Source organism: Streptomyces sp. NBC_00377 (assembly GCF_036075115.1).
GTDB lineage: Bacteria > Actinomycetota > Actinomycetes > Streptomycetales > Streptomycetaceae > Streptomyces.
The window spans coordinates 5,669,139-5,695,954 of the sequence record NZ_CP107958.1 but is presented as its reverse complement, the minus strand read 5'-3'; the positions used below and the strand labels follow the sequence as shown (position 1 = coordinate 5,695,954).

General features: G+C 69.3%; 19 protein-coding genes. 11 read left to right on the top strand and 8 right to left on the bottom strand.

All coding sequences use genetic code 11. The features are described from left to right. Positions 1 to 368: 368 nt before the first annotated feature. The 3 genes from OHS71_RS25440 to OHS71_RS25430 are packed head-to-tail and all read right to left on the bottom strand — an operon-like array spanning position 369 to position 4,332. The gene (locus OHS71_RS25440; protein ID WP_328481647.1) at positions 369 to 1,274 is read right to left on the bottom strand and encodes a DUF6339 family protein; all 906 of its coding nucleotides are present in this window, start codon (positions 1,272 to 1,274) and stop codon (positions 369 to 371) included. Then, entirely contained in the window at positions 1,271 to 2,245 is a 975-nt protein-coding gene (locus OHS71_RS25435) for a hypothetical protein (RefSeq protein WP_328481646.1), read from the bottom strand. Before OHS71_RS25435 ends, OHS71_RS25440 begins: the two co-directional genes overlap by 4 nt. Then, a complete protein-coding gene (locus OHS71_RS25430) occupies positions 2,242 to 4,332 on the bottom strand; it encodes a helix-turn-helix domain-containing protein (RefSeq protein ID WP_328481645.1) in 2,091 nt (696 codons plus the stop codon). Before OHS71_RS25430 ends, OHS71_RS25435 begins: the two co-directional genes overlap by 4 nt. Before the next feature lie 320 nt (positions 4,333 to 4,652). Between OHS71_RS25430 and OHS71_RS25425 the strand changes: the two genes are divergently transcribed. The 5 genes from OHS71_RS25425 to OHS71_RS25405 all read left to right on the top strand — a co-directional run bounded on the left by OHS71_RS25425 (position 4,653) and on the right by OHS71_RS25405 (position 16,979). Next, a complete protein-coding gene (locus OHS71_RS25425) occupies positions 4,653 to 5,036 on the top strand; it encodes a hypothetical protein (RefSeq protein ID WP_328481644.1) in 384 nt (127 codons plus the stop codon). Between the two features lie 119 nt (positions 5,037 to 5,155). Beyond that, entirely contained in the window at positions 5,156 to 9,955 is a 4,800-nt protein-coding gene (locus tag OHS71_RS25420) for a DEAD/DEAH box helicase (protein ID WP_328481643.1), read from the top strand. After that, positions 9,952 to 11,868 carry a UvrD-helicase domain-containing protein gene (locus OHS71_RS25415; RefSeq protein ID WP_328481642.1) on the top strand — a complete coding sequence of 639 codons (1,917 nt, stop codon included), beginning with the start codon at positions 9,952 to 9,954 and terminating at the stop codon, positions 11,866 to 11,868. The genes OHS71_RS25420 and OHS71_RS25415 overlap by 4 nt, the downstream gene beginning before the upstream one ends. Next, positions 11,865 to 15,119: a helicase-related protein gene (locus OHS71_RS25410; protein WP_328481641.1), complete on the top strand. Its 3,255-nt coding sequence runs from the start codon at positions 11,865 to 11,867 to the stop codon at positions 15,117 to 15,119. The genes OHS71_RS25415 and OHS71_RS25410 overlap by 4 nt, the downstream gene beginning before the upstream one ends. A gap of 3 nt (positions 15,120 to 15,122) precedes the next feature. Continuing rightward, entirely contained in the window at positions 15,123 to 16,979 is a 1,857-nt protein-coding gene (locus OHS71_RS25405; protein WP_328481640.1) for a DUF1998 domain-containing protein, read from the top strand. A gap of 248 nt (positions 16,980 to 17,227) precedes the next feature. Here OHS71_RS25405 and OHS71_RS25400 read toward each other — a convergent pair whose 3' ends face one another. Beyond that, the gene (locus OHS71_RS25400) at positions 17,228 to 18,154 is read right to left on the bottom strand and encodes a helix-turn-helix transcriptional regulator (protein ID WP_328481639.1); all 927 of its coding nucleotides are present in this window, start codon (positions 18,152 to 18,154) and stop codon (positions 17,228 to 17,230) included. A gap of 101 nt (positions 18,155 to 18,255) precedes the next feature. On the opposite strand from OHS71_RS25400, the gene OHS71_RS25395 reads away from it, so the two are divergent. The 3 genes from OHS71_RS25395 (at position 18,256) to OHS71_RS25385 (ending at position 21,114) form a co-directional block, all read left to right on the top strand. Beyond that, positions 18,256 to 19,011 (top strand): SDR family NAD(P)-dependent oxidoreductase, encoded by a 756-nt coding sequence (locus tag OHS71_RS25395; RefSeq protein ID WP_328481638.1) that lies wholly within the window; start codon positions 18,256 to 18,258, stop codon positions 19,009 to 19,011. A gap of 127 nt (positions 19,012 to 19,138) precedes the next feature. After that, positions 19,139 to 19,909, top strand: coding sequence for an RNA polymerase sigma factor (locus OHS71_RS25390; protein WP_328484639.1), 771 nt, complete (start codon positions 19,139 to 19,141; stop codon positions 19,907 to 19,909). After that, a complete protein-coding gene (locus OHS71_RS25385) occupies positions 19,906 to 21,114 on the top strand; it encodes a CU044_5270 family protein (protein WP_328481637.1) in 1,209 nt (402 codons plus the stop codon). The genes OHS71_RS25390 and OHS71_RS25385 overlap by 4 nt, the downstream gene beginning before the upstream one ends. Positions 21,115 to 21,422: 308 nt before the next feature. Here the strand turns inward: OHS71_RS25385 and OHS71_RS25380 are convergent, their stop codons facing one another. Further along, positions 21,423 to 21,869, bottom strand: coding sequence for an Hsp20/alpha crystallin family protein (locus OHS71_RS25380; RefSeq protein WP_328484638.1), 447 nt, complete (start codon positions 21,867 to 21,869; stop codon positions 21,423 to 21,425). A 162-nt stretch (positions 21,870 to 22,031) separates the two neighbouring features. Here OHS71_RS25380 and OHS71_RS25375 point away from each other — a divergent pair, with 162 nt between their 5' ends. Further along, complete coding sequence (locus tag OHS71_RS25375) at positions 22,032 to 22,334, top strand: hypothetical protein (protein ID WP_328481636.1); 303 nt, start codon at positions 22,032 to 22,034, stop codon at positions 22,332 to 22,334. 57 nt (positions 22,335 to 22,391) lie between these two features. Here the strand turns inward: OHS71_RS25375 and OHS71_RS25370 are convergent, their stop codons facing one another. Continuing rightward, on the bottom strand, positions 22,392 to 23,192 hold the full coding sequence (locus OHS71_RS25370; RefSeq protein WP_328481635.1) for a hypothetical protein: 801 nt from the start codon (positions 23,190 to 23,192) through the stop codon (positions 22,392 to 22,394). Between the two features lie 73 nt (positions 23,193 to 23,265). Further along, the gene (locus OHS71_RS25365; RefSeq protein WP_328481634.1) at positions 23,266 to 24,327 is read right to left on the bottom strand and encodes a GlxA family transcriptional regulator; all 1,062 of its coding nucleotides are present in this window, start codon (positions 24,325 to 24,327) and stop codon (positions 23,266 to 23,268) included. A 162-nt stretch (positions 24,328 to 24,489) separates the two neighbouring features. Between OHS71_RS25365 and OHS71_RS25360 the strand changes: the two genes are divergently transcribed. Next, positions 24,490 to 24,939, top strand: a complete 450-nt coding sequence (locus OHS71_RS25360; protein WP_328481633.1) for a hypothetical protein — start codon at positions 24,490 to 24,492, stop codon at positions 24,937 to 24,939. Between the two features lie 55 nt (positions 24,940 to 24,994). Continuing rightward, positions 24,995 to 25,243 carry a hypothetical protein gene (locus OHS71_RS25355; protein WP_328481632.1) on the top strand — a complete coding sequence of 83 codons (249 nt, stop codon included), beginning with the start codon at positions 24,995 to 24,997 and terminating at the stop codon, positions 25,241 to 25,243. Positions 25,244 to 25,270: 27 nt separating this feature from the next. On the opposite strand, the gene OHS71_RS25350 is transcribed toward OHS71_RS25355, so the two are convergent. After that, on the bottom strand, positions 25,271 to 26,788 hold the full coding sequence (locus tag OHS71_RS25350; protein ID WP_328481631.1) for an MFS transporter: 1,518 nt from the start codon (positions 26,786 to 26,788) through the stop codon (positions 25,271 to 25,273). Between the last annotated feature and the right edge of the window lie 28 nt (positions 26,789 to 26,816).

Here is a 26,816-nt window from a genome sequence, read left to right as displayed (position 1 = left end):
CTTCCCGCATACGGGCGTGTCCGCGAAATGGTCCGTCAAGCGCTCCACCGAATCCTCGGGGGCGCGCTCCTCGGCAGGCCCGACAGGAAGAGGGCGGTGGGGCACTGCCAGGCCTTCCTCACCCTCGTCGATCCATCTCTGTACCGCCCCGGCATCCCGTTCGACGTCCGGCGCGATCGCGTCGTCGCCTCGTAGTGAGGGAACGTCGCGGTGCGTGCCTCGTCCGAGCGCAGCGTTCCGTCCACCACTTGGCAGTTGTCCACTCCGCCGAGTTCGGCCCACGCGATGGTGGGACGCAGGCCGGAGCGCACATCGAACTGCGCCCACGCGTCCACCGCCGCAAACGCGCCATCTGTCCTGCGATCCCTCTAAGCGTGCGCCGTCCCGGACCGAGCCCGGTCACGCAACGGCGCCTCTGCGGCGAATCGCTCGAACATCCGCGACAGTACCTCGCAGGAGGAACGCCGGGCGGTGCCGTCGTCCGGCCCTCCGGGAAGCCGGTCCCACGGAACCGCCGGTGCCGATTCCGCATCGTCGATCCAGTCGGTGAGCGCGTGGTGGTCGGGCGCCTCGTCCGGAGCGATCACCTCGTACATGAGCGTGCTGCCGGCCGTATTGACTGCCGTACAGAGCGCGTTGACCCGATCCCCGAGTCGTGTGGCCCCCTCGTCGGTCAGCCCTTTGAGGACCCGCACCAGGGCCAGTGCTGTGGGCTTGTGATCGATGACAGCGAGCCGGAGCGCAGTGTTGGTCATGTCCTGATTGCGGCAGGCGATTTCCGCGGGGGTGTAATCAGGCCCGTCCCGGAACATCTCGGCGGCCCACCACAGTCGGGCGAAGGCCTGGCTGTAGTGAGGGCCTACGAATCTGGCGCTGTTGACCTTCCTGGGCGTGCCGTCGCCGGCCTCCCCGGGCGGCATGTGGCGCCACAAGACAAAGTCGGGTGCCACGGCCAGCGCCAGGAAGTTCCACAGATCCGGGGTCGCCGCCTCAGCACGGGTCATCCGCAGGGTCGCGTGCAGCCGAGGCGCCAGCCAGGCATCGGCGTCGGTCCGCGCCGCATCGAACCTGTGCATCGCCTCCTCGACGATCTCCCGCACCGGGGCAGCGCTCCACCGGACGGAGTCACTCTCGATCGGCGTGCTCGCCCGGAGAATCGCCACCTGCGGCAGGCCGTCCTGCCCCGCGCGTACCCCATGGGTGAGGAAGGCCATGGCCCGGTGACCGGGGAGCAACGCGAGCCGTTCGGGGGGCTCGATGCGGAGTCGGCTCATCGGCTCACTTCCTGGGCACGGGTTACGGCACGGATGGCCGCCGTCAGATTCTTGGGCACCTGGCCGCGTCTTCCTGCTGCGAACTGAATCCGCGACTGGACCTCTGCCCATCCTCGGCCGTCACCTCGACGGCTGAGGGCCTCGCCCAAGGCCTCCGAGAGGGGCAGCCCGGGAAACACCTCGGGAAGCATGGAGCGCAGCACTGACTCACGCCATCCACCAGGAAAGCGCGGGGTGCCGTCTTCATCGCATTCGAGGTCGCTCAGCGCGGAGTGGAACATCGTCGCCCAGGCCTCTCCCGCAATCTGTGCGGCCACCAGTCCCGCGGTTGCCTTCTCCAACGGGCCACGAGCACCGGACAGCAGCTCGGGAAGACCTTCGAAGGACGTGTTGAGCAGGACGGCCGGCACGTCTCCGGTGGTGTCGATCAACCAAGGCGCATCCATGAACGGACGCAGCCACTCCTGCGGACCGTCGCGGAAATCCTCCTCCAGGATCTCCAGATCGCGTTGTCTCGTGGGAGTGCGAGTAAGGAGGTCCACGATCCAGGGCCTATCCGTGGTGCCGAGGACACGCCCGTCAACTCCACCGTGACTGCCGACGACACTCACGTCCAGGACGGCGCGCGCCACGTGAGTGGAGCGGCGCACTCGGACCTCGCCTCGCCAGTGGGTGTCGTCACGACGGCGTTCCAGGCGACTTACCCTGCGGGTGTTGGTGGCTCCCTCGGACAGTACGGCGACACAGGTGACTCCGGACCACGGGCCGTCGGCCAATTCGTCCATGGGGAGGGAGACTTCGAGATCGAGTACGCCTTCGGTCCAGTCGTCCCGCTCGATCTGATGGAGGGCGACGACCTGATCGCGTTGGGAGATCAGCGAGAGCTGCAGCGGCTTCCCGTCTATGCTCGCCCCTCGGACGGTGACCTCGATCTTCCCTACCAAGGTCGGGTACGCGTACACGGTGCTCACGCCGAAGCCTCCCGTGCCTGCTGAATGTCCACGATCACACCGGCCATGGCGGCGGCCACCGGGTGGCTGCCGACAGCCGTGACGCCGCCGAAGCGAGCCGACCGTACGTCCGGATCGACGAGCAGCCTGCCGTCGACGATCTCGCAGTTTTCCTTCGCGGACAGCTCCGCCCACTCCAACGAAGGACGTCCCCCTGATCGCACATCGAACTTGACCACCGGCAGTAGCTGCCAGCGGTTGTCGCGCTGTGGGACGGTCAGCGTCACGTCCAAGGTCCAGGCCCCGTATCTGTCCACCTTCCCGACGACCCGGTCCACGAGCGGGTGTCCCTGGCCACGACGACCACTGCCTACGGCGGGCGCATCCAGGCGCAGCAGCTTCCGGAGGACCTCCGGGCCGGTCGAACCCTGCCCGGCAGTCCGGCGGCCGATCACACCCCTCAACGCTGCGTCCATGGCCGCGTTGAACTCGGTCAATCGCCGAGGCGCGTTGGCATAGGCGGCGGTGAGTTCCTCCGTCGCCCCCCACCTGTCGTGCTCCGGCGGCTCGGCGGCTCGTAGGAACGCCTCGGCGGCGTGGGTCGCCGCGCCGTCGTCGCCAGTGGCGAAACCGGCGAGCAGGACGGCTTGGAAGGGGTCCACTCCAGGCCGCAGGCCGCGAGGACGTCGGGCCGTGACAGTCATGCGAGTCCCGCGCATGCAGGTGATACGGCTGTGCTCCTCATCCTTGTCCGCGGCAGGAGTGACCAGGAGTACGGCGCGGTGGCTGTGTCCTTCAGCCCTGCGCCCGGCGGCCCGCAGCGGCGGGACGACAAGGGCGACCTCCACGGCGGCGACCTGTCCGGTGGCCGTGAGCTCGTCGACCGTCTCGCCGTCGATGTACGCCCGGAGTGCGTGGGCCAGCGCCGGGTGCCGATCGAGCGGATCGACCCGCTTCTCCGGAACCACGAATTCACCATTGCGAAGAGCGCGGACCGATGCCTCCAGCGTGGCCGACGTCGAACGGCCGGAGGTCATGGCGGCCCAGAAATTGTCGGCCAGCGCCTGGCTGAGGGCCTCGTGCAGGTCCTCCAGGGTGTCGTTGTTGCCGGCCGCGTCGTGAGCACCGACGACGAGGAAGGAAGTTCCCGGATCGTCGCTGTCCCGATCGAGTCGCAGATCGGCGACCACACGCTCGTCCGCCCACCAGGAGCGGGAGACACCTTCGTGCTCTTTCTCCGTGTCCGACTCACCGAGCCAGGCAGGTCCGGCGTAGGCGACTCCGTCGACCTCTCGCCAGGGTAGGTCGAGACGTCCGACCACCCGGCGGGCCGTCCGCCCCTCATATGTCTCGGACAGGGTGCTGTTGATCAGCACCAGACCGAGCCGACTGGCTGCCCACAGGGTTGCCTTCCCCAGCCCGTACGAACCACCGGCCCGGTCGTCGCTTTTGTGACTGTCGAGCTGCCGGCGAACCACAGCGGCGTACCGGCCGTCCCCGTACTCGGGCCCGGTAAGCCCCGAGGCGTTGTAGTCGTCCACCCGGAGAAGCAGAAGAGAGGAGTCCTCACGCAAGGCCCGGAGCCCCTCCGCGAGGACCCGGCCGACCTTCTGCCGGGACTGTGCCGCCGCCGTGTAGTGGGGCTCCAGCTCGTCCCACTTCAGCGCGGAGAGAAAGGAGTGCAGGTGTTCACCGGTCAGCTCGTGCAGGGTGAAGCGCACCCGCACCGGACGCCGCGGGTCCAGCCGCTCGTCCAGGGAGTTCTGCGTGACCTCCCGGGCCAGTACAGCCAGGTTCGCGTCGAAGGCGAAGGCGGCCGCGTTACCGTACTCCCGGCCGCCGTCATGGTGGGCGATCCGGTGATACCAGCCGATCGGTCGGGCCGATCCGGCGTCGGCGTCCCTGGTGACCAGGGTGGCGACGTCCGTCTCCAGGATCTCGGCGATCCTGACCATCACCTCCGCCCGCGGCTGCGCCCTGCCGGTGACCCACGCCGACACCGCCGCGCGCGTCAGGTCCAGCCGCTTGGCGAACTCCGCCTGCGAGATCCCCTTGCGGCGCAGCTGGCGCCCAAGCCACAGACCGAAGTCCTCGGTGTCGTCGTCCATAGCCCCACTTCCCCATCGGTTCCGGGCAGCGTCACCATAGCATCGCGATTGACGTCAACGGCGCTGTCAAATTTCATTAGACGTGCACGATCGATTCGTGCGCCAGCAGGGCAGCTTGAATTTTCTTCCGATCTTCAGATCGGCACACAAGCTGCGTGCTACGGTTCTCCTAGGCAACTCCCCACGTGGCCAAGGCCGTTGAGGATGCGCTTGCTCCGGGGGGCGGAGAGCTCTGTCCTCAGACCAGTTACAGCTGTCTTTGCATTGCGTCATCCAGTCACGGGTGCTCGTTGGCGCGCGCCCACAGGGAGGGGACCCACATGAACGACGATGAGGCCTGGATGGCGTGGTTCATCAGGGAGTACGACAACACGGAGGACCCCGATCTCCGCGCAGAGCTCCTGATGTGTCACGGTATCCACCCCCAGGTCCTCGCGTCGGAGCGGCGTCGCCTCGCCCGCCACGCGCAGAGCCAGCCCACGGAGCAGACAACCACCCCCTTCGTCCCGCCCGTGCCCCGTAGGTCCCGCTCCACCCGTCGCCCCGCCACCCCCCGGCGCGCCGGTAGCCCCCGCACCTACCAGATCAAGGTCACCCGCACCAAGAAGATCCGCTCGGCCAAGCGGACTGCGACGATCGTGACCGTGACGACGACCTTCACCACGATCACGACCGTCACCACGGTCACTACTATCGACAGCTGATCCCCCTCATTTCTCATAAGCTGTCCTGATTTGCTTCAGCCGGGGGCGCCGGCTTCACACCGGCGCCCCCTCCCCCACGGTGTCCTCGGTTCGTTTCTCTCGTTCGAGACAGGTGCCACATGACCGACCGGCAGTTGGCCGACCCTTCGCTCCCGCCCGTGATCGACACCGTGATCCGACAGTCCTCGACCGTCCTGAAGACGTATCAGGTCGACCCGGGGCTGATACAGGAGCACGCCAACGGTGAGCGCCGCATCACCCAGGGCGGCTACGGCGAAAGGCAGTTGCTCGAACTCGTCCAGAACGCGGCGGACGAGATCGCGGCATCACCCGGCGGCAAGCTGCACGTCGTCCTGACCGAAACCCACCTCTACTGCGCGAACGAAGGCACCCCGGTCACGCCGGAGGGTGCCGAGACGATCCTGCGTATGAGCGTCTCGCGCAAGCGCGGCGGGCAGATCGGCCGCTTCGGCGTCGGCATCAAGTCCGTGCTCTCCGTGAGCGACTCGCCCCAATTCTTCAGCGGGAACGGTGCCTTCGGTTTCGGCTTCGACCGGGAATGGTCCGCCGCCGAGATCGCCCAGGCCATCGGCCGGCAGGGCGACATCGGAATGGACACCCCGGTGCTCCGTATGGCCCGGCCCCTCGATGTCGAACAGGAGCGTGCCGACGACAACGTGCTGGACAAGCTCCTGCGCTGGGCCACCACCGTCGTCCGCCTGCCCCTGATGCCTGGTGCCGCAGAGCGCCTCGGACGGGACATCAGCGGGTACAGGAGCCGCAGTGGGCGGGTGACGGAAGCCTTTCCTGCCCACTTCCAGCTGTTCTCCTCCCACGTCGGACAGGTACTCCTGCACGACGAGCGCTCCATGCCCCCCGCGCGCCGGGAGATCTCCGTCGAATCCAAGGACGTCCACCGCACCCTCAAGGAAGTGGCACGCGGCGCCAAGCAGACCACCGAGCAGTGGAAGGTGTTCTCTGTCGCCCATTCCCCCACTGACAAGGTCGCGGACACCGCCGGCGAGTTGCACAACCGGCCGGTGCTCGAGATCTCATGGGCGGTGCCCGAATACACCGTCCGCAACGGCCTGTACACCACGCCCGGCGGCAGGGGGTCGTTCTGGGCGTTCTTCCCGACGAAGTACGAGGTGTCGCTGACCGGCATCCTCAACGCCCCGTGGAAGACAAACGAGGATCGCCAGCACCTTCTGGACGGCAGTCCCTTCAACCGGGAACTGCTGCAGGTCGCGGCCCGGTTGGTGATCGATACCCTGCCCAAGCTAGTGCCTGCCGAGGACCCTGCCGCTTACCTTCCCCTGCTGCCGGGCCGCACCAAGGAGAAGCTCAACTGGGCCGACGACTACTTCCTCCGGCAAGTGTGGGAAATAGCTGCCCAACGTCCCTCCCTGCCCGACCAGAACGGCGAACTCCAGGTCCCTCGCGATCTGTTCATCACGCCGTCGAATCTTGACAAGGAATGGGTCCGGATCTGGTCGGAGTACAGCGGCCGCCCCACCAACTGGGTGCACGCATCCGTCGACGCCTCCGACACCGCCCTCCGCCGCGGCAAGATGACGCACATCCTGGACGCGGCCGGGAAGACACCTGAGAACGTCAAGGACTGGCTCGAGGCACTTGTCGCCGACGGCTCCGCGGAGGCCTCGTGCCACGCCATCGAGATCCTGTCGCTGATGGTGCTCAAGGATCAGTCCGGAGGCTTGCGCGGAGACTCCCCGCTTACCGCCGAGGCCCGCAAGGCCAGGATCGTGCTGACCGAGGAGCACGGGGTCGTCGCCCCCGTAGCCGGTGAGATCTTCCACCGAACCTCCGCCGACACGCTCCGCGACGACATGGTCTACGTCCACCCGTGGATCTCCGAGCGCCCCGAAATGGCGCGGCATCTGCACAACATCGGCATCAGGGTCGCCGATGCGCAGGGACGGTTCGAGGGCGTCCTCGATCAAGGGTTCGACAACTACGACGACAACTCGTGGTCGAACTTCTGGATCCTGCTGCGCAGCGCCGGCGGTAGCGCGAACGTCGACCGCATTCGTGCCAAGGTGCCCAGGCCGCTGAAGACGCTGCGCGTCCGTACCGTGGACGGTCGTTACAGGCCGATGCGCGACTGCCTCCTACCCGGACCGGTGGTGCCCCGCGACGGAAACCGCGACAAGGCCATCGTGGTCGACCTGGATTTCCACGAGAGCGACAGACCGGTCTTCCGCGACCTAGGGCTGTTCGATCGCCCTACCGGCGGATACCGGCCCCACGAGGAAACGTGGTTCGAGGAGTACCGACAGGTCGTTCACGACTCGCACCTGCGCAGTCTGCCGAGCGCCGCCCCCCGGCCCAGCATCTCCCGCCTCTCCGTCGAAGGTGCTCCGACGTTGGGACCGCTGCACCTGCTGCCCGCGCTGTCCGAGGAGGGCCGCGCAGCCTTCGTGGCGGCCCTGCCGGCGTCCGACATCTCGCAGCACTGGCAGATGCAGTACGGAGCCACCGCCAGCACCCGCAAGGCCGTGATGTCCCCGCTGCGCTGGATGATCTCCAAACATGGCCTCGTGAAGACCTCCTTGGGACTGACCCGGGTGTCCGAGGCCGTCGGTCCTCAGCTCAAGGCTTACCGTGCTGTGCTCCCTGTCGCCGAGATCTCGGAGGAGGCGGCGCGGAAGCTCAACATGCCCACGACCTCCGACGAGGTGCCCACCCGACGCTGGGGCAAGCTGTTGGACCTCGTGCTCAAGAGCGAGGACGACGCCTTCATAGGTCGTGCGTACGCCCTGCTGCACCGGGTCGGCTTCGAGTTCCCGGAAGACGTGCTCACCCGCTGTCGGGTGGGGTCCTCCTGGGAAGGACGCGCCGACAACGAGATCGCCGTCGCGCTGAACGAGGTGGAGTTCAAGGAGCTCGTCCGTGAGCGCCTCCCCGCGCTCCTGGTCACCGACAAGGCGGACGTGGCCACGGCGAAGGAGATGATCGAGGAATGGGGCATGCTCAAGGTCTCCGACGTCATCAGCAGAGAGCTCGAGCCCGTCAAGACCGGCCGGGCCGTGTCCCTGTTCGAGGAGTTCACGACGGTCAAGGCGCGCCTCGGTCAGGCCGGCAGCAGCTACAAGATCCAGCGCTGCTCCGAGCTTGAGCAGGTGGTGCGCACTCCCATGGGCAGCAAGCGGAAGCCGCTCAGCTTCGCGAAGAAGGGCCAGACTCTTTTCGTGCTGGACTCCCTCGACCGGCTACAGGTGCTGCAAGCCGCCGATGAGGAATTCAAGTGGGGTTTTGGCGTGGCCGGTTGCGGCCAGGCTCTTGCTCTCCAAGACAGGCAGGAGCAGGACCAAGCCCTGCTGAGGCGACTGCGCGCTGTGCGGGAAAGCGAGAGCATCATCGACAAGATCGCTCTGCTGATCGGTGAGGAGGCCCTGCGTGGCGAGCTTCCGCCCGGCCTCATGGAGAGCGAGATCCAGGAGCAGGGCGCCGAACCGGACCCTCGGCGCATTGCCGAAATGGCCTTCAACGCCCACGGCGAAGCGATCCTTCGGGTCCACTCCCGGGATCTCGCCCTGGACTTCCCCACTCGGGCCCCCAGCTCCTTCACCGGGAACACGAAGGCCTTGCGCTTCGTCACCGACCTGGGGTTCCCTGACTCCTTCGCCGGCGCCCAGGTGCCCTCGCTGGAGCCCCGCCTCGAGATCGACGGTCCGTCCGAGTTCCCTGCCCTGCACCCCTACCAGGAGGAACTCGCGCAGGCGCTGCTCGCCCTGCTGGAGAACCGGATGCCCCAGCGCGGCATGCTCAGCCTGCCGACCGGATCCGGCAAGACACGCGTCACAGCGGAGGGAGTGATCCGGTGGATCCGTGATCGGGAGGATCTGCCCGGTCCGGTCCTGTGGATCGCCCAGACCGAGGAGCTGTGCGAGCAGGCCGTGCAGAGCTGGAAATTCGTCTGGTCGAAGGTGGGTCCCGAGCTACCCCTGGTCATCAGTCGGCTCTGGGCCTCGAACGAGGCGACGCCCGTCGACGGACGTCCGCACCTTGTCGTCGCCACCGACGCCAAACTGGACAACTGTCTGGAGAAGGAGGACTACGCCTGGCTGAGGGAGGCTGCCGAACTCGTCATCATCGACGAGGCGCACACCGCGATGTCCCCGCGCTACACACGACTGCTCGAACAGCTCGACCTCACGCACCGCCGCACCAGTCGTCATCTGATCGGACTCACCGCGACCCCGTACCGGAACAACGAGGAACTGACCCGGCTGCTGGTGCAGCGGTTCGGCAGCCGCCTCGACACCGGCGTCTTCGACGGCGATCTGTCCGTCGCCATCAAGGGGTTGCAGCAGATCGGTGTCCTGGCCCAGGTCAAGCATCGAGAACTGGTGGGCGCCGACATCGCGCTCACGGCGGACGAGCGTGCCCAGTCCGAGAAATTCTCCACCTTGCCCAAGGGCGCCGAGCAGCGGTTGGCCGAGGACCACGGACGTAGCCAGCGCATCGTCGACGAGATCGTCGCCATGCCCTCCGACTGGCCGGTGCTGGTGTTCGCCACCTCCGTGGCCCACGCCAAGCTACTGGCTGCCAAGCTCGGTGACCGGGACATCAAGGCCGCCGCGATCGACTCGACCACGCCCCCCAACGAACGACGCAAGCGGATCGACGACTTTCGCAAGGGCAGGATCCAGGTCCTGACCAACTACGGCGTGCTCACCCAGGGCTTCGACGCACCGGCCACCCGCGTCGTGGTCGTGGCCCGCCCGACGTACAGCCCGAACATCTACCAGCAGATGATCGGACGCGGTCTGCGCGGCCCGAAGAACGGTGGCAAGGAGAGCTGCCTGATCCTGAACGTGCGGGACAACATCACGAACTTCGGTGAGGAACTCGCCTTCACCGAGTTCGAGTACCTGTGGAGCGAGGGCCAGTGACCGTCACCCCGCTCCCCGAGCATCGACTCACCGCCGCGCAGCAGGCCGTCGTGGACCAGCCCTGGGACGCCCGGATACTGGTCACGGCCGGCGCCGGCGCCGGCAAGACGCACACCCTCGTACGGCGGCTCGACGTGTTGGTGGAGCGCGAGGAACTGGAGGCCGGGGAGATCCTGGTGCTCAGCTTCTCGCGTGCCGCCGTTCGCGAACTCACCGAGCGGATCGAGCGGCACGCCGCCGCCGCGCAGCGGATTCGTGTGCAGACCTTCGACGCCTGGGCCGCAGCCCTGCTCAACCGCGCCTACCCGGACACGGACTGGGGAACGTACACCTTCGACGAACGCATCGAGGCCGCCACCGAAGCCATCGACAAGGGGGCGGTCGAGGGCGGCGAGTACCTGCCCGCCCATGTGGTGATCGATGAGGTTCAGGACCTCGTGGGGGTCCGTCGGGAGATGGTCGAGGCCCTGCTCGACCGATTCCAGGAGAACACCGGCTTCACCGTGGTGGGTGATTCGGCTCAGGCGGTGTACGGATTCCAGGTGTCCGATCCGGATCAGCGGGCCGAGGAGACCGACCGCTTCCTGGCCTGGGTGCGTGCCACCTTCGGTGAGGACCTGGTGGAAATCCATCTGGGCGACAACTTCCGGGCCCGCAGCGAGGCTGCCCGGATGGCCCTGCCCTACGGCGCCCAGTTGCAGCGGCTGCCCCGCGATCGGGCCGTGGCCGCCGCTGAGGCCGAGCGTATCCACGGCGACCTGCGTGCTCTGCTGCTCTCGGCACCGAACTTCGGGAGCCTGGAGGACGAGTTCGTGCTGGCAGCGCTGCGCGACTATCCCGACACCACCACCATCCTGTGCCGCGACAACGGCCAGGCACTGACGTTGTCCGGCATGTTGGCCGACGCCGATGTCCCCCACACATTGCAGCGGTCGGCGCGCGAGCGCTCGGCCCCTGTGTGGATCGCCGAACTCCTCGCCTCGACCGGCGCCTCCACTCTGAGCCGGGAACGCTTCGAAGAACTGCTGGTCGACCTGAGAGTCCCTGACGGCAGCACACGGGAGGCGCTGTGGCGGTCGGTGCGCAAGGTGGCGCGGGGCAGCGGCCGCGGCACCCTCGATGTCGTCGGGCTGCACCGGGCACTCGCCGAGGGCCGGCTGCCCGACGAGCTCACTGCGGCTCAGTCGTCCTCGCTCGTGATCTCGACCATGCACCGAGCCAAGGGCCTGGAGTTCGACCGGGTCCTGATCGTCGAACCACGCGTGCTGAAAGAGCCGGCCCAAGTCCGGAAGAAGAAGTACGACTACGACCCGGCGGCGGAAGCCCGGCTGCTGTATGTGGCCATGACCCGGACCCGGGACGATCTGTACGTCCTGGACGCCCCCAACTCGTGGCTCCTCCGCAAGGACAAGAGGATCGACCGCTGGTACCTGGGTGGTCGCAGCACCTGGGCCCGCAACGGAATCGAGCTGATCGGCTCGGACGTGTCCCACGAGCAGCCTCCGGGCACGGAGGGAATTCACCAGGACGCTGCGGAGGTGTCACGGTACCTCTTGGCCGACGTAACCGCCGGTGCCGAGGCGGAGCTCGTGCTGCTGCACGGCATCCCCATCGCCGCCGACCAGTCCCCACCGTACGCAGTGGTGGTCGGCGGCCGACAGATCGCGGTGATGTCGGAGCGCTTCCGCACCGACCTGCACCGAATGCTGCGCCGCACCGCGCACTCTGAGGTCGATCGCTGGCCGCCGCTGATCACGGGTCTACGGGTCGAATGCGTGGAGAGCGTGGCGGGCAGTCCTGCGGCGACAGACGCCGCCGGGCTGGGTACGCACGGCGCGTGGGTCGCACCCCGGTTGTGCGGTCTGGGGCGGTTCCACTGGCACACGGACGGACCGGAAGGGAACGAAGGATGAGCGGGTCGACTCACCAGGCACATTACGAGGTGTGCGATTCGCTCCTCGGTGCCCTGCGGCAAGACCTGCTCGGCCCCGTGGGTGGTCCGGACGAGGTTCTCACGGACGATGCGCCGATCACCATGTACCCGATCGGCGTGCTCTTCCCGCGCTCGCAGCCGGACCGGTCCGGTGTCTCGCCCCAAAGTGGTCCGGCCGAACAGGGGGAGCTGGAGTACGAGCGGGACGGGCTCGACGTGGTGTCACTCGGCACCCGTCGGGACATCGAGGAAGGTTTCGGCGATCTGGGCGTCTCGCTGGCGAACGTCCGGATGCCGTCGTCCCTCGGTTTGACATTCGCCGTGGATCCGACCGTATCCGCGCGAATTCGATTGACCGTACACGCTGCCGTCTACACCCCCGAGGACGCCGAGGGAAACCCGGTGTCCGCCAAGCGGACCGAGGCACGCAGCACGAAGGCCCAGCGGGAACATTGGCGTCGTTCCGCCCTGCGGATCGAGCCCGTCGACGTGGACGTCACGCAGTCCGGCCTGCTCGCCCCCTTCGGCCTCCATCCCGGGCTGGAACTGCGTGTACTGGTCCGCCCCCGGTCCGAGTCGGACGGGACGGTGACCGTGACGGCCACGGTCGTCAACAGTCTGCAGGTCGGCCAGTTCGACCTCCGGGACGCGCACTGCTTCTACCAACCGGAGCTGATCGTCACCGCTGAGGACGGCAGCAGCCCCGTGTTCGTGGCACGGCCGACCGCTCTGGACGCGGTCGACTCGGAACATGCGCTGAGCCGCCTCCTGTACCGCCATGCTCCGAGCTTCGCCACCGGCCATGGCTGCGCGGCGCATTGGGACTGGCCGCCACCTCCGGTGGGATCCGTATCGACCGATCGTCCGGCCGTCGCCACCCTGCGGACCGAGTTCGTCCCCTCCCAGGAAGTGTTGCTGACGGACTCCAACCCGGAGATCGACGACAAGGCGCTGGCCATGTACCGGCTGGGAACCGATCCGGCCCACGAAGTCGTCTCGGCCCTTCGTACCTTGCTGAGCGGATACGAGCGGTGGATCGAGACCCAAGAAGGTCAGGCTCGCCTGCTGCACGACACGGAGCACGGCAAGATCGCGGCCGAACAGGTCCAGCTCTGCCGGCAAGCCCTGCGCCGGATGCGCGAAGGTGTGGATCTGTTGGAGGACACCGAGCAGCCGAACATTCTGCGCGCGTTCCGGCTGGCGAACCTCGCGATGGCCGACCAGCGGGCACGTACCGCGTGGATCAAGGACGGCAGGTCAGGCGAACCGGACAACCAGGCCGGGCGGTGGCGGCCCTTCCAGATCGCCTTCATCCTGCTCTGCCTGGCCGGGATCGTCGCTCCGGACCACGAAGACCGAAAAGTCTCCGACCTGCTGTGGTTCCCCACAGGTGGTGGCAAGACGGAGGCGTACCTCGGCCTGATCGCCTTCACCACCTTCCTGAGGCGCCTCCGGGGCGGGGATGCCGGGGCCGGCGTCACGGTGCTCATGCGGTACACGCTCCGACTGCTCACCCTCCAACAGTTCGAGCGCGCAGCGGCGCTCATCTGCGCGATGGAACTACTGCGGGCAGCCGACCCGGCGAGCCTGGGGCACGAGGAGATCTCCATCGGCATGTGGGTGGGTCGTTCGGCGACCCCCAACACGTTGGCCGTCGCCACGAGCAAACTGGCCGATCTCGGGCGCAACGAGAATTTCCAGTTGGAGACCGAGAACCCGGTCCAACTGCGCAACTGCCCTTGGTGCGGCGAATCGTTGCGGGCAACGGACTACTCGGTCGATGAAAGCGCCGTACGCATGACCGTCAACTGCCCCTCCGGCACGTGCGACTTCCACTGGGGGGGACTGCCGGTACACCTCATCGACGAAGCCATCTACGCCCATCGACCGACCTTGGTCATCGCAACGGTCGACAAGTTCGCCTCGATGCCGTGGCGACCCGCGTCGGCGGCCCTGTTCAACCGGGACGTGGACGGAGTGCGACCGCCCGAACTCATCGTCCAGGACGAGCTCCATCTGATCTCGGGCCCGCTCGGCACGCTGACCGGCCTGTACGAGACGGCCGTGGACGCCTTGGCGGATCGCCCCAAGGTCGTCGCCTCGACCGCGACCATCCGACGCGCCGACGAGCAGGGCACCCGACTGTTCGCCCGTTCGGTGGAGCAGTTTCCGCCCTCGGGCCTCGACTCCCGGGATTCCTGGTTCGCCGTGGAGACGCCACGGGAGCGGAAGGCGGCCCGCCGCTACGTCGGCCTTTTGACCTCCAGCACCAGTCAGGCCACGTTGCTGATCCGGGTGTACGCGTCGCTGCTCCATCGGGCTCACACTCATGATGCTCCGTCTGAGGTGAAGGACGCCTATTGGACCCTGATCGGCTACTTCAACAGCCTGCGACTGCTTTCGGCGGCGGAGCTCCAGGTCCTTGACGACGTCCAAGAGCGTCTGGGACACCTCGCGCTGCGTGACGGAGTCAAAGTACGCCGCGCCGACGCCCTCACAGAGTTGAGCAGCCGGGCGAATTCCAGCGACATCTCCCGCCGGCTCAAGGCCGTGGAACGACATCTCCCTATGCCGGACGTACTGGATGTGTTGCTCGCCACCAACATGATCTCCGTGGGAGTCGACGTGGACCGACTGGGGCTGATGGCAGTGATGGGTCAACCGCAGACCACCGCGGAGTACATCCAGGCGACGAGCCGGGTCGGCCGGCAACATCCCGGTCTCGTCGCGATCATGCTCAACTCCACTCGCTCACGGGACCGTTCGCACTACGAGGACTTCCAGAGCTTCCACTCGGCCCTGTACCGCGAGGTGGAGTCCACCAGCGTGACTCCCTTCTCCGCCCGGGCCCGCGACCGAGGACTGCACGCCGTGGTGGTGGCTCTGGCCCGGTTGATGTTGCCGGCCGCACGGGACAACGACGCGGCATCACGCGTGGAGGACTTCGTGGTGGACCTCCGCGAGACGGTCGGTACCCTCCTGCTCGACCGGGTGGCGGTGGTCGAGCCGGCCGAGCTCGAGTCCACCACGGCGGCCTTCGAGGACTTCGTCGGATGGTGGCAGGACGAAGCGCTGGCAAGCCCGAACCTTGTGTACGAGGCTCCGCGCGGCTCCCGCGTGCCCGCCCTCTTGGCCAACTACGACGACGAGTCGCCCGACGCCTCGCCGTGGAAGACACTGTGGAGTCTGCGCGACGTCGACGCCTCGTCCACCTTCTTCGAGGAGCGCTGAACCATGAGCCCCGCCCCGCCTCGCACCCGTCGCCGTGGCCTCCCGTCGACCCCGGCCCGTACCGCCCGCAGGCTCGGAGAGATCCGCCGGGCCCAGCTCATCACGACGTACGGCGTCGGAGCCATGATCGCGGTGGAGAACGAGTCCTTCCTCGTCCGCGGCATCGACTCGTGGGACATCTCCGAGGCTCCCGTCATCTCGGAGCCCCGTCTGGCCTGGCAGTTGGGCGTCTCCGGCTTCCGGATGCCACCGGCTCCCGATCCCGACAAGGCCCGGGACGGCGTACGGGCAGTGCGCTTCCCGGAGATGTACTCATGCCCCAACTGCCATCAACTGCAGCCCTTCCGCAAGTTCAACTCGCCCGCCGGTCGGGCCGAGTGCTCGACCTGTCAGGAGAACCTGGTCCCGTCCCGTTTCGTGATCGCGTGCACGCACGGCCATCTGGAGGATTTCCCCTACTGGAAGTGGCTCCATAGGGGCAACCGGACGACATCCGGGGCCTGCGGGGGGCAACTGACGTTCCGGGCCGACGGCTCGACCGCATCACTGCGTGCCGTGTTGATCGGTTGCAGTTGTGGGGTGGAGGAGGTGTCCATGGAGGGGTCGTTCCGACGGCAGGCACTCAAGGACCTCGGCATCCGGTGCGCCGGCCGTAGCCCCTGGCTCAAGGACGCTCCCGCCGTGAGCTGCCAGGAGCCACCGCGCACCCTCCAGCGCGGTTCCTCCTCGGTGTGGTTCCCGGTCATGTACTCGGCCCTGTCCATCCCCCCGTGGAGCCAGGGCATCGCCAGGATCGTCGCGCCGTACTACGAAATCTTCAAACATGAGGATGCCGCCTCCATCGAGGCGTACGTGCGCATGCAGAAACTGCTGCGTCACCACCCGGAGTACACCGGGAAGGACGTGGTGGCCGAGGTGGAGCGGAGGCGCACGGCCGAGGCCGCCACGACGGAGCCGGCCGATGGTACGAAGATCGCCAAGCACGCACGCAACTACCGGCAGGAGATCTACGAGGGCGAGTACCAGAGCCTGTCCACGCCGCACCCCGAGGTCGCGGACCAGGAGCAGGAGTTCGTCTGCGAGCCCCCCACCACTCCGATCGGTGCTCTGCTCTCGTCCCGTGGCCTGACTCAGGTGATGCTGGTCAAGCGGCTGCGCGAGGTTCGGGCACTGCAGTCGTTCCGGCGCGTGGAGGAACCGAGTCCGGCGGACTCCGCACTGCGCGAGGCCGCGATCTCTCTGGACCGGCCGAGTTGGCTGCCGGCTTTCGAAGTGAGCGGTGAAGGGGTGTTCGTTCGTCTCGACCCCGAGCGGCTGCGAGTCTGGGAGCAGGAACCGGGGCAGGTCGCTCGCGCCGCCCAGATCCGGGAAAATCACGAGAGGTTGCTGGCAGCACGCGTGGGCGACTCGGACAAGCCGGTTCCGCCCTCACCCGCCACGCCCCGTTTTCTCCTTCTACATGCCCTGGCACACATATTGATCAACGAATGGAGCCTGGACGGCGGTTACCCGGCAGCTTCCCTTCGCGAGCGGATCTACGGCGAGGAAGACATGGCAGGCGTACTCGTCTACACGGCCACCAGCGACTCCGCCGGCAGCCTCGGCGGCGTCGTCGCCCAGGGTGAACCGGACCGTCTCGAAGCCTCGCTCCGGGCTGCCCTGCACAGAGCGAGCTGGTGCTCCAATGACCCCCTGTGCATGGAGTCCGAGTCGAGCGGCGCGGACAGCCTGAACGTGGCCGCCTGCCATGCCTGTCTACTGCTCCCCGAGACGAGCTGCGAAAACAACAACATCCTGCTCGACCGGGCAGCCCTCGTCGGGACACCGGACGGTCGAGTGCCAGGCTTCTTCACTCGCTGACGCCTTGGCCGTTCGAGGCCGGTACGCCGGCCACCGGATCGGCTCACATTGCAAGAACTTGCGGACGAGCGCGTCCCGAACGGGGAGTGTCGGCTTAACCTCGCGCTTTCGCGTGCAGGGCGTCCGATGGGTGATCAGAAACGCAGAGAGTGCTCCCGACCTGCAACGATGGGGCTTGTCTAGGGGCCAGGTCGTCGCCTGAAAGAAGCACTCTTTCGCGAACCACGACGTCCTGCTGACCGGCCGGATCACTCTGGCGGGGAGTCACTGATCCCTGGGCCCGTTGGGCGCCCGGAGTCGCTGCGCCGGACGGCGGGCGCCCCGGACGCCGGGGCCTGCCGGCCCTCCTCGATCAGTGGCTGCGGGCCCAGCACCGACAGGAGTTCCAGGCGGTCCGCGTCCCGCGTGCCCGGTTCCGCTGTGTAGATCATGATGCGGAGGTCGCTGCCGGCGACGGAGAGGACGTCGCAGTCCAGGGTGAGGGGGCCTACCTGGGGGTGGTCGACGGTCTTGCGGGAGGCCTCGTGGTGGCCCACGGCTTCGGCGTCCCACAGGGCGGCGAAGCGGGGGCTGTTCGCGCGCAGGTCCGTGATCAGGCGACGCAGGTGCTGGTCCGCGGGGTAGCGGCTCGCCGCCGTGCGCAGGTCGGCGGTCACCGCGGCCTCCAGGTCCCGGCGGGACTCCGGGGTGTGGCGGACGCGGTCGCCCGTGCCGAGGAACGCGCGCCAGGCGCCGTTGCGTTCGCGGCCGTGCCGTTCGCCCATCAGCGCCGTGTAGAGGGGGTTGGTGAGCAGGAGCGTCCAGGACGCGTCCGAGACCGCCACCGGCGTCCCCGTCAGGCGGTCCAGCATGCGGTGCACGCTCGGCGCGATGTACGCCGGTACCGTGCCCCGGCCCGGCGGTACGAGTCCCGCGGTGCGGAAGAGGTGCTCGCGCTCGGCCGGGGAGACGCGCAACGCCCGGCCCAGGGCCTCCACCACCTGCTCCGACGGGTTCTCCGCCCGGCCCTGTTCGAGGCGGGTCACATAGTCGACCGAGATGCCCGCCAGCATCGCCAGTTCCTCGCGGCGCAGGCCGGGGGCGCGCCGGTGGCCGCCCGAGGGCAGTCCCGCCGCCTCCGGGGGCACCCTGTCCCGCCACCGTCGTACCGTACGGCCGAAGTCCGTGCTCGCCATGTCCCCACTGTGCACCGCCCGGCTCCTGTCTTCCTGGTACCGGCAGTCCCAGGAAGACAGGACTCCTGGCCGGCTGCCGCCGCCGGCCACAGCCTGGAGGCATGACAGCGAACGCAGACACGGACACGAACAGGGCCGCGAGGAACACGAGGACCACGACGCTCATCACCGGGGCCAACAAGGGGCTCGGGTTCGAGACCGCCCGGCGGCTCGTCGACGCGGGGCACATCGTCTACGTCGGGAGCCGTGACGCCGAGCGCGGGCGGCGCGCCGCCGAGCGGCTGGGCGCGCGGTGGGTCCGGATCGATGTCACCGACGACGTCTCCGTCGAGGCCGCGGCCAGGACGGTCGAGGCAGGCGGCGGACTGGACGTACTGATCAACAACGCGGGCATCGAGAGCCGGGGCGCCGGCAACAGCGTCGTCGGCGCCGCGGAGGTGACCGCCGAACACCTGCGGGAGGTGTTCGAGACGAACGTCTTCGGCACCGTGCGCGTCACCCACGCGTTCCTGCCGCTGCTGCGGCGCTCGTCCGCGCCCGTGATCGTCAACGTCAGCAGCGGACTGGCCTCGCTGGGCCGCGTCTCCGACGCGGACACTCCGGCGTACGCCTATCCGGGGGTCGCCTACCCGGCCTCGAAGACCGCCGTCAACATGGTCACCGTGCAGTACGCGAAGGCGTTCCCGGACATGCGGATCAACGCGGTGGAGCCCGGCTTCACCAGGACCGACCTCAACGGGAACACCGGCGTCCAGAGCGTCGAGGAGGGCGCCGGGATCATCGTCCGGATGGCGCGGGTCGGGCCCGACGGACCGACCGGGAGGTTCCTCGACGCGGAGGGGCCGCTGCCCTGGTAGCCCTCTGGACCCAGTACGGGGATTGTGATCGACGCCACGGGAACTGCCTCCTCCGGCCCGGAGAGGTAGAGGTGTGAGGTCCATCAGAGAGAACGCAGAGGCCGGGGACGACGATGACGGCGACCGGTTGCGCGGGCGGGTGCGGAGCGGGGAGCGGGCGGCGTTCGCCGAGCTCTACGAGTCGTACGCGACGGCCGTGTACAACCACGCCCTCCGGCTGACCGGGGACTGGTCCATGGCCGAGGAGGTCATGTCGGACACGTTTCTCGCCGCCTGGCGGGGGCGGGGCGAAGTGGCCGTCGAGGGTGGGTCGTTGCGGCCGTGGTTGTTCGGGATCGCCACCAACAAGGCCCGCAACGCCGACCGGGGGCTTCGGCGACGGCTCGCCTTTCTCGCCCGGCGGGCCGTCGCCGGCGCCGATGCCGACGCGATGGTCGGCGACTTCGCCGAGCAGGTCGCCGGGCGGATCGACGACGCCCGTCGGCTCGCCGAAGTGCGGCGGGTGCTCGGGCGGTTGCGGCGGCACGAGCGGGAGGTCATCGCCCTGTGCGTGTGGGGTGGGCTCGACTACGCGCAGGCCGCGGAGGCGCTCGGGGTGCCCGTGGGGACCGTCCGGTCGCGGCTGTCCCGGGCCCGGGCCCGGCTGCGGGAGATCGTCGACCGGGACGACGTACGGGAGTCCGGTGTACGGGAGTCCGGCGTCGCGGGCTCCGGCCCCGGGGGCTCCGGCGTCGCGGCCTCCCACGTCGAGGGCTCTGGCGTACGGGAGCCGGGGCGGACCGGTCCGTCCGGGGGACGGCCCGGTCCGCGACGGCGTACGGAACCCCGCTCCCGTCGCGGAGAGGTAGAGAGTGAGACCGCGTTCGCGGTCCTGCCCCTTCAGGAGGAAGCCCGATGAACTCCACTCCGGTCGGACCCGAGCGCGAGCGACTCGAAGAACTCCGGGAACTGGAAGGGCTGTTGCCCGCCGGTCCCGCGGAGCAGGCGCTGCCTCCCGGGCGTCGCTCCCATCACAAGGACGTTCTGATGCAGCTCATCGACAGGGACACCGCCGGTCATACCACCGGCAGTACCGCAGGTACCGGAAGTGCCGAACATTCCGGAAGTGCCGGTGCTTCTGCTGGTGGTGGCGGTGCCGGTGGTGCCCACGGGAGCGTCCGCGGGCGCGCCGGTGGCGGGGGGCCGTCACCGTCCTGGGGCCGACGGTTCTCCCGGCCCGCTCTCGTCGCAGGTGTCGTCGCCGCCGCGCTGGCCGCAGGGCTCACCGCCGGGCTCGGTGCGGGGCGGGACGGCGGCGGTACGCCGGTGCGGCCCGGCGCGAGCAGTACGGCGGAGGGGAGCCCTGGTGCTGTCGCGACCCTCGGGCGGATCGCCGCCGTCGCCCTGCGGACGGACGTCGAGGCAGTGGGCGATGGTCAGTTCGTGTACGTGCGCAGCACGGGGGCCGGGAACGAAGGCGTCTTCGACGGGCCCGTCAAGCTCGGGAAGCCGCACGAGCGGCAGGTGTGGTTGTCGCAGCGGCAGGGGCCCGTGACCGACGTCGGGCTGATCCGCGAGTACGGGCAGGACTGGCCGATCGAGGTCGGCGTGCCGGACGGCACGGATCCCGGGGACTCGGCGGTGCCTGCGGGCTTCCACCGGCCCACCTACGCCTGGCTCGCCTCGCTGCCCACCGATCCCGACGCCCTGCTGAAGCTGCTCTACGCCGACACCCCGGTCGAGAAGGGGGAGGACAGGGATCAGGCGGTCTTCGACCGGATCGGCGATCTCGTCGGTGAACAGATCATGCCGCCCACGACGGCCGCCGCGTTCTACAGGGCCACCGCCCGCGTTCCCGGGGTCACCGAGGTGCCCGACGCCGTGGACGCCGTCGGCAGGCACGGCATCGCCATCGCCCGTGAGGACACCCGGCACGGCACCCGCACGGAGTGGATCTTCGATCCCGGGACCCTCGACTACCTCGGCGTACGCACCGTCTTCAGCCGGGACACCGGGCGGGCCGCGGCGGGGACCGTCTACGAGACGAGCGCGGTGCTGGAACGGGCGGTCGTCGACCGGCGCGGACAGGAGCCGGATGAGCGCCGCAGGGCCCAGCGAAGCTAGCTGTAGGCCCGAACTCGGGCTCTGGGCTCGGGGCTCGGGGTTCGCGGCTTCGGCTGAGCGGGCTCAGGGCTCTGGGCTCGGGGCTTCGGCTGAGCGGGCTCGGGGCTTCGGCTGAGCCTGAGCCCCGGACGGGGTCTGAGCTTGCGCCTGGGCCCGAGCTCGGGCTCGGGAGGGCGGGCGCGAGCTGTCGCTGCGTCCGCGGGCCGTCGCCGTGTCCGCGGGCTGTGAGCGTCCGCGTCCGCGCTCTCCCGAGCCCTTGTCTGTCCCGAGCCTCTGCCCTCCCGAGCCCTTCAGGCGTCAGGCAGCCGTCATCCGCCCAGTTGCCTGCGGTCGCCCCTCGTGCCGCCCGTGATCTGGATGCGGCGCGGCTTGGCCTGTTCGGCCACCGGGATGCGGAGGGTCAGTACGCCGGCCTCGTACGAGGCGTCGATGCGCTCCGTGTCGAGGGTCTCGCCGAGGAAGAGCTGACGGGTGAAGGTGCCCGTCGGGCGCTCGGCGACGATCAGCTCCGCTCCCTCGGGGGCGGGGGAACGGCGCTCGGCGCGCACGTTGAGGACGTTGCGTTCGACGTCGAGTTCGATCGTCTCCGGGTCGATGCCGGGGAGGTCGAAGTGGACGAGGAAGTCGTCGCCCGAGCGGTAGGCGTCCATCGCCATCGCCGCGGGGTGGTGGTCGGTGCCGCTTCCCGTGCCGGGGCCGAAGAACTGCTGGGCGAGTCGGTCGAATTCACGGAACGGGTCGGTACGCATGAGCATCACGGGTCACTCCTTCCAGAGTCGCTGTCAGTGCGATGCCTCACGCCTTCTTATATAGCTCGCGAGAGGAAAGTTGACAAGCAGGGGCTCAGGTTCGGGGTGGGTGTGTCCACGGGTTAGCCTCGGGGCGATCGATGCCGACCGACGAGAAGGCGGGCAGACATGACGAAGGTTCCCAGCGCGGTGATCGCCGCGGGCGGGCTGGTCGGCGGGTACGGGGTGGCCCGGTGGACGAGGCAGCGGCCGCTGGGCGGGGCCGTCCTCGCCGTCGCGGGGGCCGCGGCGGCGCGGCAGTGGCGCCGGCAGGCGGGCGGGAAGGCGGCGGGGGCGCTGACCGCCGCGTACGTCGCCGCGTTCGCGGGGTCGCATCCGCTCGCGAAGAAGGTGGGCGCCTGGCCGTCGGTGTTCGGCGTGGCGGGCGCGGTCGCACTCGCGTCCTGGGCGGTTGCCGACCGCCGCTCCTGACACACCGGGCACTCGGCCCTCGGATCACCGGGCCGCCCGGCGTCGGGGCCCTTGGGGCTACCGGCCCAGCGCCGAACGCAGGGTCACCCCGTGGCGTCGGCGCAGTCGTGCCACCTCCCACACCGACAGCAGGGTCACGGACAGCGGCCCGCCCACCAGGAAGCCGTAGAGGACGAGCGGTGGGGCGGCCACCTCCGGGTCGTCCAGCAGGCCCAGGCCGAAAAGCGACCAGACCAGGAGCGGTGAGATCAGGGCCGGCAGCAGGTCGTGGACGTCGCCCAGGCGGAAGCAGGAGTTGAAGGCGTAGACCAGGGCCAGCACGGTGACGGGGATCGCGAGCAGCAGCGCGGCGGCGCAGGCGAGGGTGCCGAGGGCGAACACCACGATGAGCAGGATGCCGAAGAGGATGCCGTGGTAGCCGAAGTCGGACGGTGTGATGATCTCGCCCTTCAGCAGTCTGACCAGGAACCAGCAGACCGCGGTGCCGAGCGCGATCGCGAACACGGTCAGCAGCGGGCCCAGCAGGCGACGCGCGTACACCCGGCCGAGCGGTGAGCGGGCCGTGGCGATGAACGCCGTCACGGCGACGAAGGCCGTGGCGAAGGTGATCCCGCAGCCGATGAGCAAGTCCTCGAGTTTGTCCATGACGAACTTCTCGCGTCCCACCCGCAGCGGGAACGCCATGACCAGCCACACCGTCGCGGCCAGGCCCACCGCCGTCCGGGCCCAGGCCAGGACGCGCACCGTGGGGTCGTCCACCCGGTCGGCGCGGGAGGGTTCGGCCAGGGCCGAGGCGACGGCGAGCGGGCTGGGCAGGGCGCGGAGCGCGCCGGAGCGGACCGGGCTGCCGGTGTTCACGTGAGATCTCCCCCGAGTACGTGCCGCGGTTCACGCGTTTGCGCATGCCACGGCGCGTCACCTTATACGATCTTCATCTGGCGGGTTGCCGCCTCTCCCCGGCCCGCTCCCCGCCCACGCGCGGGACCGCTCCCGGGCCCGCTCCCCCGGCCTTTTCGCCGGCCTTTTCGCCGGCCACCGCCATCTCCCCCGACCGGAACGCCCGCCGGTACCCCTGCGGGCTGGTGCCCACCACCTTGCGGAAGCGCTCGCGGAACGCCGTCGGGGAGCCGAAACCCGCCTGCGCGGCGATGCGTTCCACCGGGTACGCCGTCGACTCCAGCAGGTACTGCGCGCGCCGCACCCGCGCCCGGTGCAGCCAGCGCAGCGGTGTCGTCCCGGTCTGCTCGCTGAAGCGGCGGTTGAGGGTGCGGATGCTCATGCCGGCCCGGGCGGCGACCTGTTCCAGCGTCACCTCCCGGCCGCAGTTGTCCTCCAGCCAGGCCAGCACGGGTTCGAGGGTCGCCCCGGCGGGCGTCGGCGGTGGGTCGTGGACGATGAACTGGGCCTGGCCGCCCTCGCGTTCGAGCGGCATGACCGACATCCGGGCCGTCTGGGCGGCGACCGCCGAGCCGTAGTCGCCCCGGATCATGTGCAGGCACATGTCGAGGGCCGCGGCGGCACCCGCCGAGGTGAGGAACTGACCGTTGTCGACGTAGAGGACGTTCGGGTCGACCGTGACCTTCGGGTAGCGCTCGGCCAGGTCACGCGCCGCGGCCCAGTGCGTCGTCGCGCGCAGCCCGTCCAGCAGGCCGGTCGCGGCGAACAGGAACGCGCCGACGCAGACCGAGGCGATGCGGGTGCCGTTCGCCGCCGCGTCCCGCAGGGCCTCGGCGACGCGGATCGGCAACGCGTCCTGCGGGTCCGCGACCCCGGGCAGGATGATCGTGTCCGCCTCGGCCAGAGCCTCGAGCCCGTGGGGCGCCCGGACGGTGAACGCCCCCGCGCTCACCTCCCCGGAGTCGGACGGCGAACAGACCCGGACCCGGTAGGCAGGGCGGCCGTCGGGCAGCCGCGCCCAGCCGAAGGTGTCGATCGGGGCGGACAGATCGAACGGGACGACCCCGTCCAGGGCCACTACGGCGACGGTGTGCATGGCAAAAGCGTAGGCATACGACGGATCACGGCCACCCCGGCCCCCTTGGCCACCCCCGCCCGGGCCCCGCCCCGACCCCCGCCCCCACCGCTGGCGGGAATCCGTCGCCCTCTGGCATTTGCGCCGCTTCCGCGGGTCACCCTCGCCGCCTAGCGTCGGGGGGTGACCAAGTTCCTCCTCGCCGTGCACGTCCTCGCCGCGATCGTCGCGATCGGGCCCGTCACCGTCGCCGCCAGCATGTTCCCGCCCGCCGCGCGCCGGGCTCTGGCCGCGCCGGACGACGCCCGCGCGGGCGAGACCGTCCGGCTGCTGCACCGCATCTGCCAGGTGTATGCGGCTGTCGGCCTCGCCGTCCCCGTCTTCGGGTTCGCCACGGCGGGCTCGATGGGCGTGATGGGCGACCCCTGGCTGATCACGTCGATCGTGCTGACCGTGCTGGCCGCGGGTGTGCTGCTCGTCCTCGTGCTGCCCCGGCAGGAGGTGCTCGTCGAGGGCGGCGGTGCGCGCGAGACGACGGTGCAACTGGCCATGTTCACCGGAGTGTTCAACCTGCTGTGGGCGACCGTGACGATCCTGATGATCGTCCGGCCGGGGTCGACGACCGGGGCCTGACCGGACCCGAGACGGCGTCACGAGGAGCCGGCCAGGTTTTCGCTGTCGGAGCCCCGTGCCGCCCGTCTCCCTGGCGTGCATCCGCAACCGCACCCCGTCCGGCGCGGCAGCGGGCGGATTGGCCGGGACCTCCGCCCCGACGGGTCACGACAGCGCGGAGGCCGCCGCCCCGAAGAGCGGCGGCCTCGCGTCCACCGGTTCCACCGACCTCGCCGCCTGGACCGCGACCACCGGTCTCACCGCACTGGCCGGCGGCCTGCTGCTGCGCCGACGGGGACGGGGGGCCCGGGGCGAGGAGCGGTAGGGGACACCGGGACGCGGCCGGCGGGCCTCAGGCGGTCGCCTTGCTCGAGCGGTCTCCCTTCGTCGCCTCGCGTGCCTTCGCCGCCGCCGCCGTCAGGGGCTTGGCGATGTCCTCCAGGGAGCGTCGCTCGGCCTTGACCGCGAGGAACGCCGCGACCAGGCCCGCCAGGCACATCAGGGTCGCGCCGATGGAGAAGGCGAGAACCGTGTCGCCGACCTTGCCCGTGTCGGTGAGCTTGGCGAACAGCAGGGGGCCGCTGATGCCGCCGGCGGCGGTGCCGAGGGCGTAGAAGAAGGCGATGGACATGGCGCGGGTCTCCATCGGGAAGACCTCGGACACCGTCAGATAGGCGCTCGACGCTCCCGCCGACGCGAAGAACAGCACCGCGCACCAGCAGGCGGTCATCGTCGTCGCGTTCAGCGAGCCCTGGTCGAACAGCCAGGCCGTACCGAACAGCAGCGCGCCGGAGAGCAGATACGTCGAGGAGATCATCACCCGTCGGCCGACGGTGTCGAACAGCTTGCCCAGCAGCAGCGGGCCGCAGAAGTTGCCGATCGCGATGACGGCGAAGTAGTAGCCGGTGTTGCCGCTCGGCACGTCGAAGAACTTGGTCAGGATCGCGCCGAAGCCGAAGGTGATCGCGTTGTAGAGGAACGCCTGCCCGATGAAGAGGGAGAAGCCGAGGATCGAACGGCGCCGGTAGTCGGAGAACACCGTGCGGGCGATCTCCATGAAGGAGACGCTGCGGCGCTGGTGGATCGTGAGTTCGCCCTCGGCCCGCGGCAGCCGTTCTCCCTTGTCCTCCTCGATCTGCTTCTCGATCGAGGAGACGATCTCCTCGGCCTCCCGGTCCCGGCCGTGGATCAGCAGCCAGCGCGGGCTCTCCGGGACGTGCCGCCGCACGAGTAGGATCACCAGGGCGAGGACCGCGCCCAGCGCGAACGTCAGCCGCCAGCCCACGTCCGCCGCGAAGATGTCCGTGTTCAGCGCGACGATCGACAGCAGCGAACCGCCGACCGCGCCCAGCCAGAAGCTGCCGTTGATCATCAGGTCGACCCGCCCCCGGTACTGCGCGGGGATCAGCTCGTCGATCGCGGAGTTGATGGCCGCGTACTCGCCGCCGATGCCGAAGCCGGTGAGGAACCGGAACAGCAGGAACCACCAGGTGTCGAAGGAGACCGCGGTCAGGGCGGTGGCCGCCAGATACACCGCGAGGGTGATCATGAACAGCTTCTTGCGGCCCCACTTGTCGGTCAGCCGGCCCCAGAAGAGGGCGCCGGCACAGGCGCCGGCCACGTACAGCGCGGCCGCGATGCCGGTGACCTGCCCCGAGGTGATCGGCAGGCCGCTGCCCGGCTCCGACAGCCGGGCGGCGATGTTCCCCACGACCGTGACCTCGAGGCCGTCCAGGATCCATACGGTGCCGAGTCCGAAGACGATGGTCCAGTGCCAGCGTGACCAGGGCAGCCGGTCGAGGCGGGCGGGGATGTCAGTGGTGATCGTGCGGTCCGGCTCGGCCGGCACGGCAGCTTCGGCGCTGGTCATGGGCTCCCTCCTCGGCACGCTCCTCATC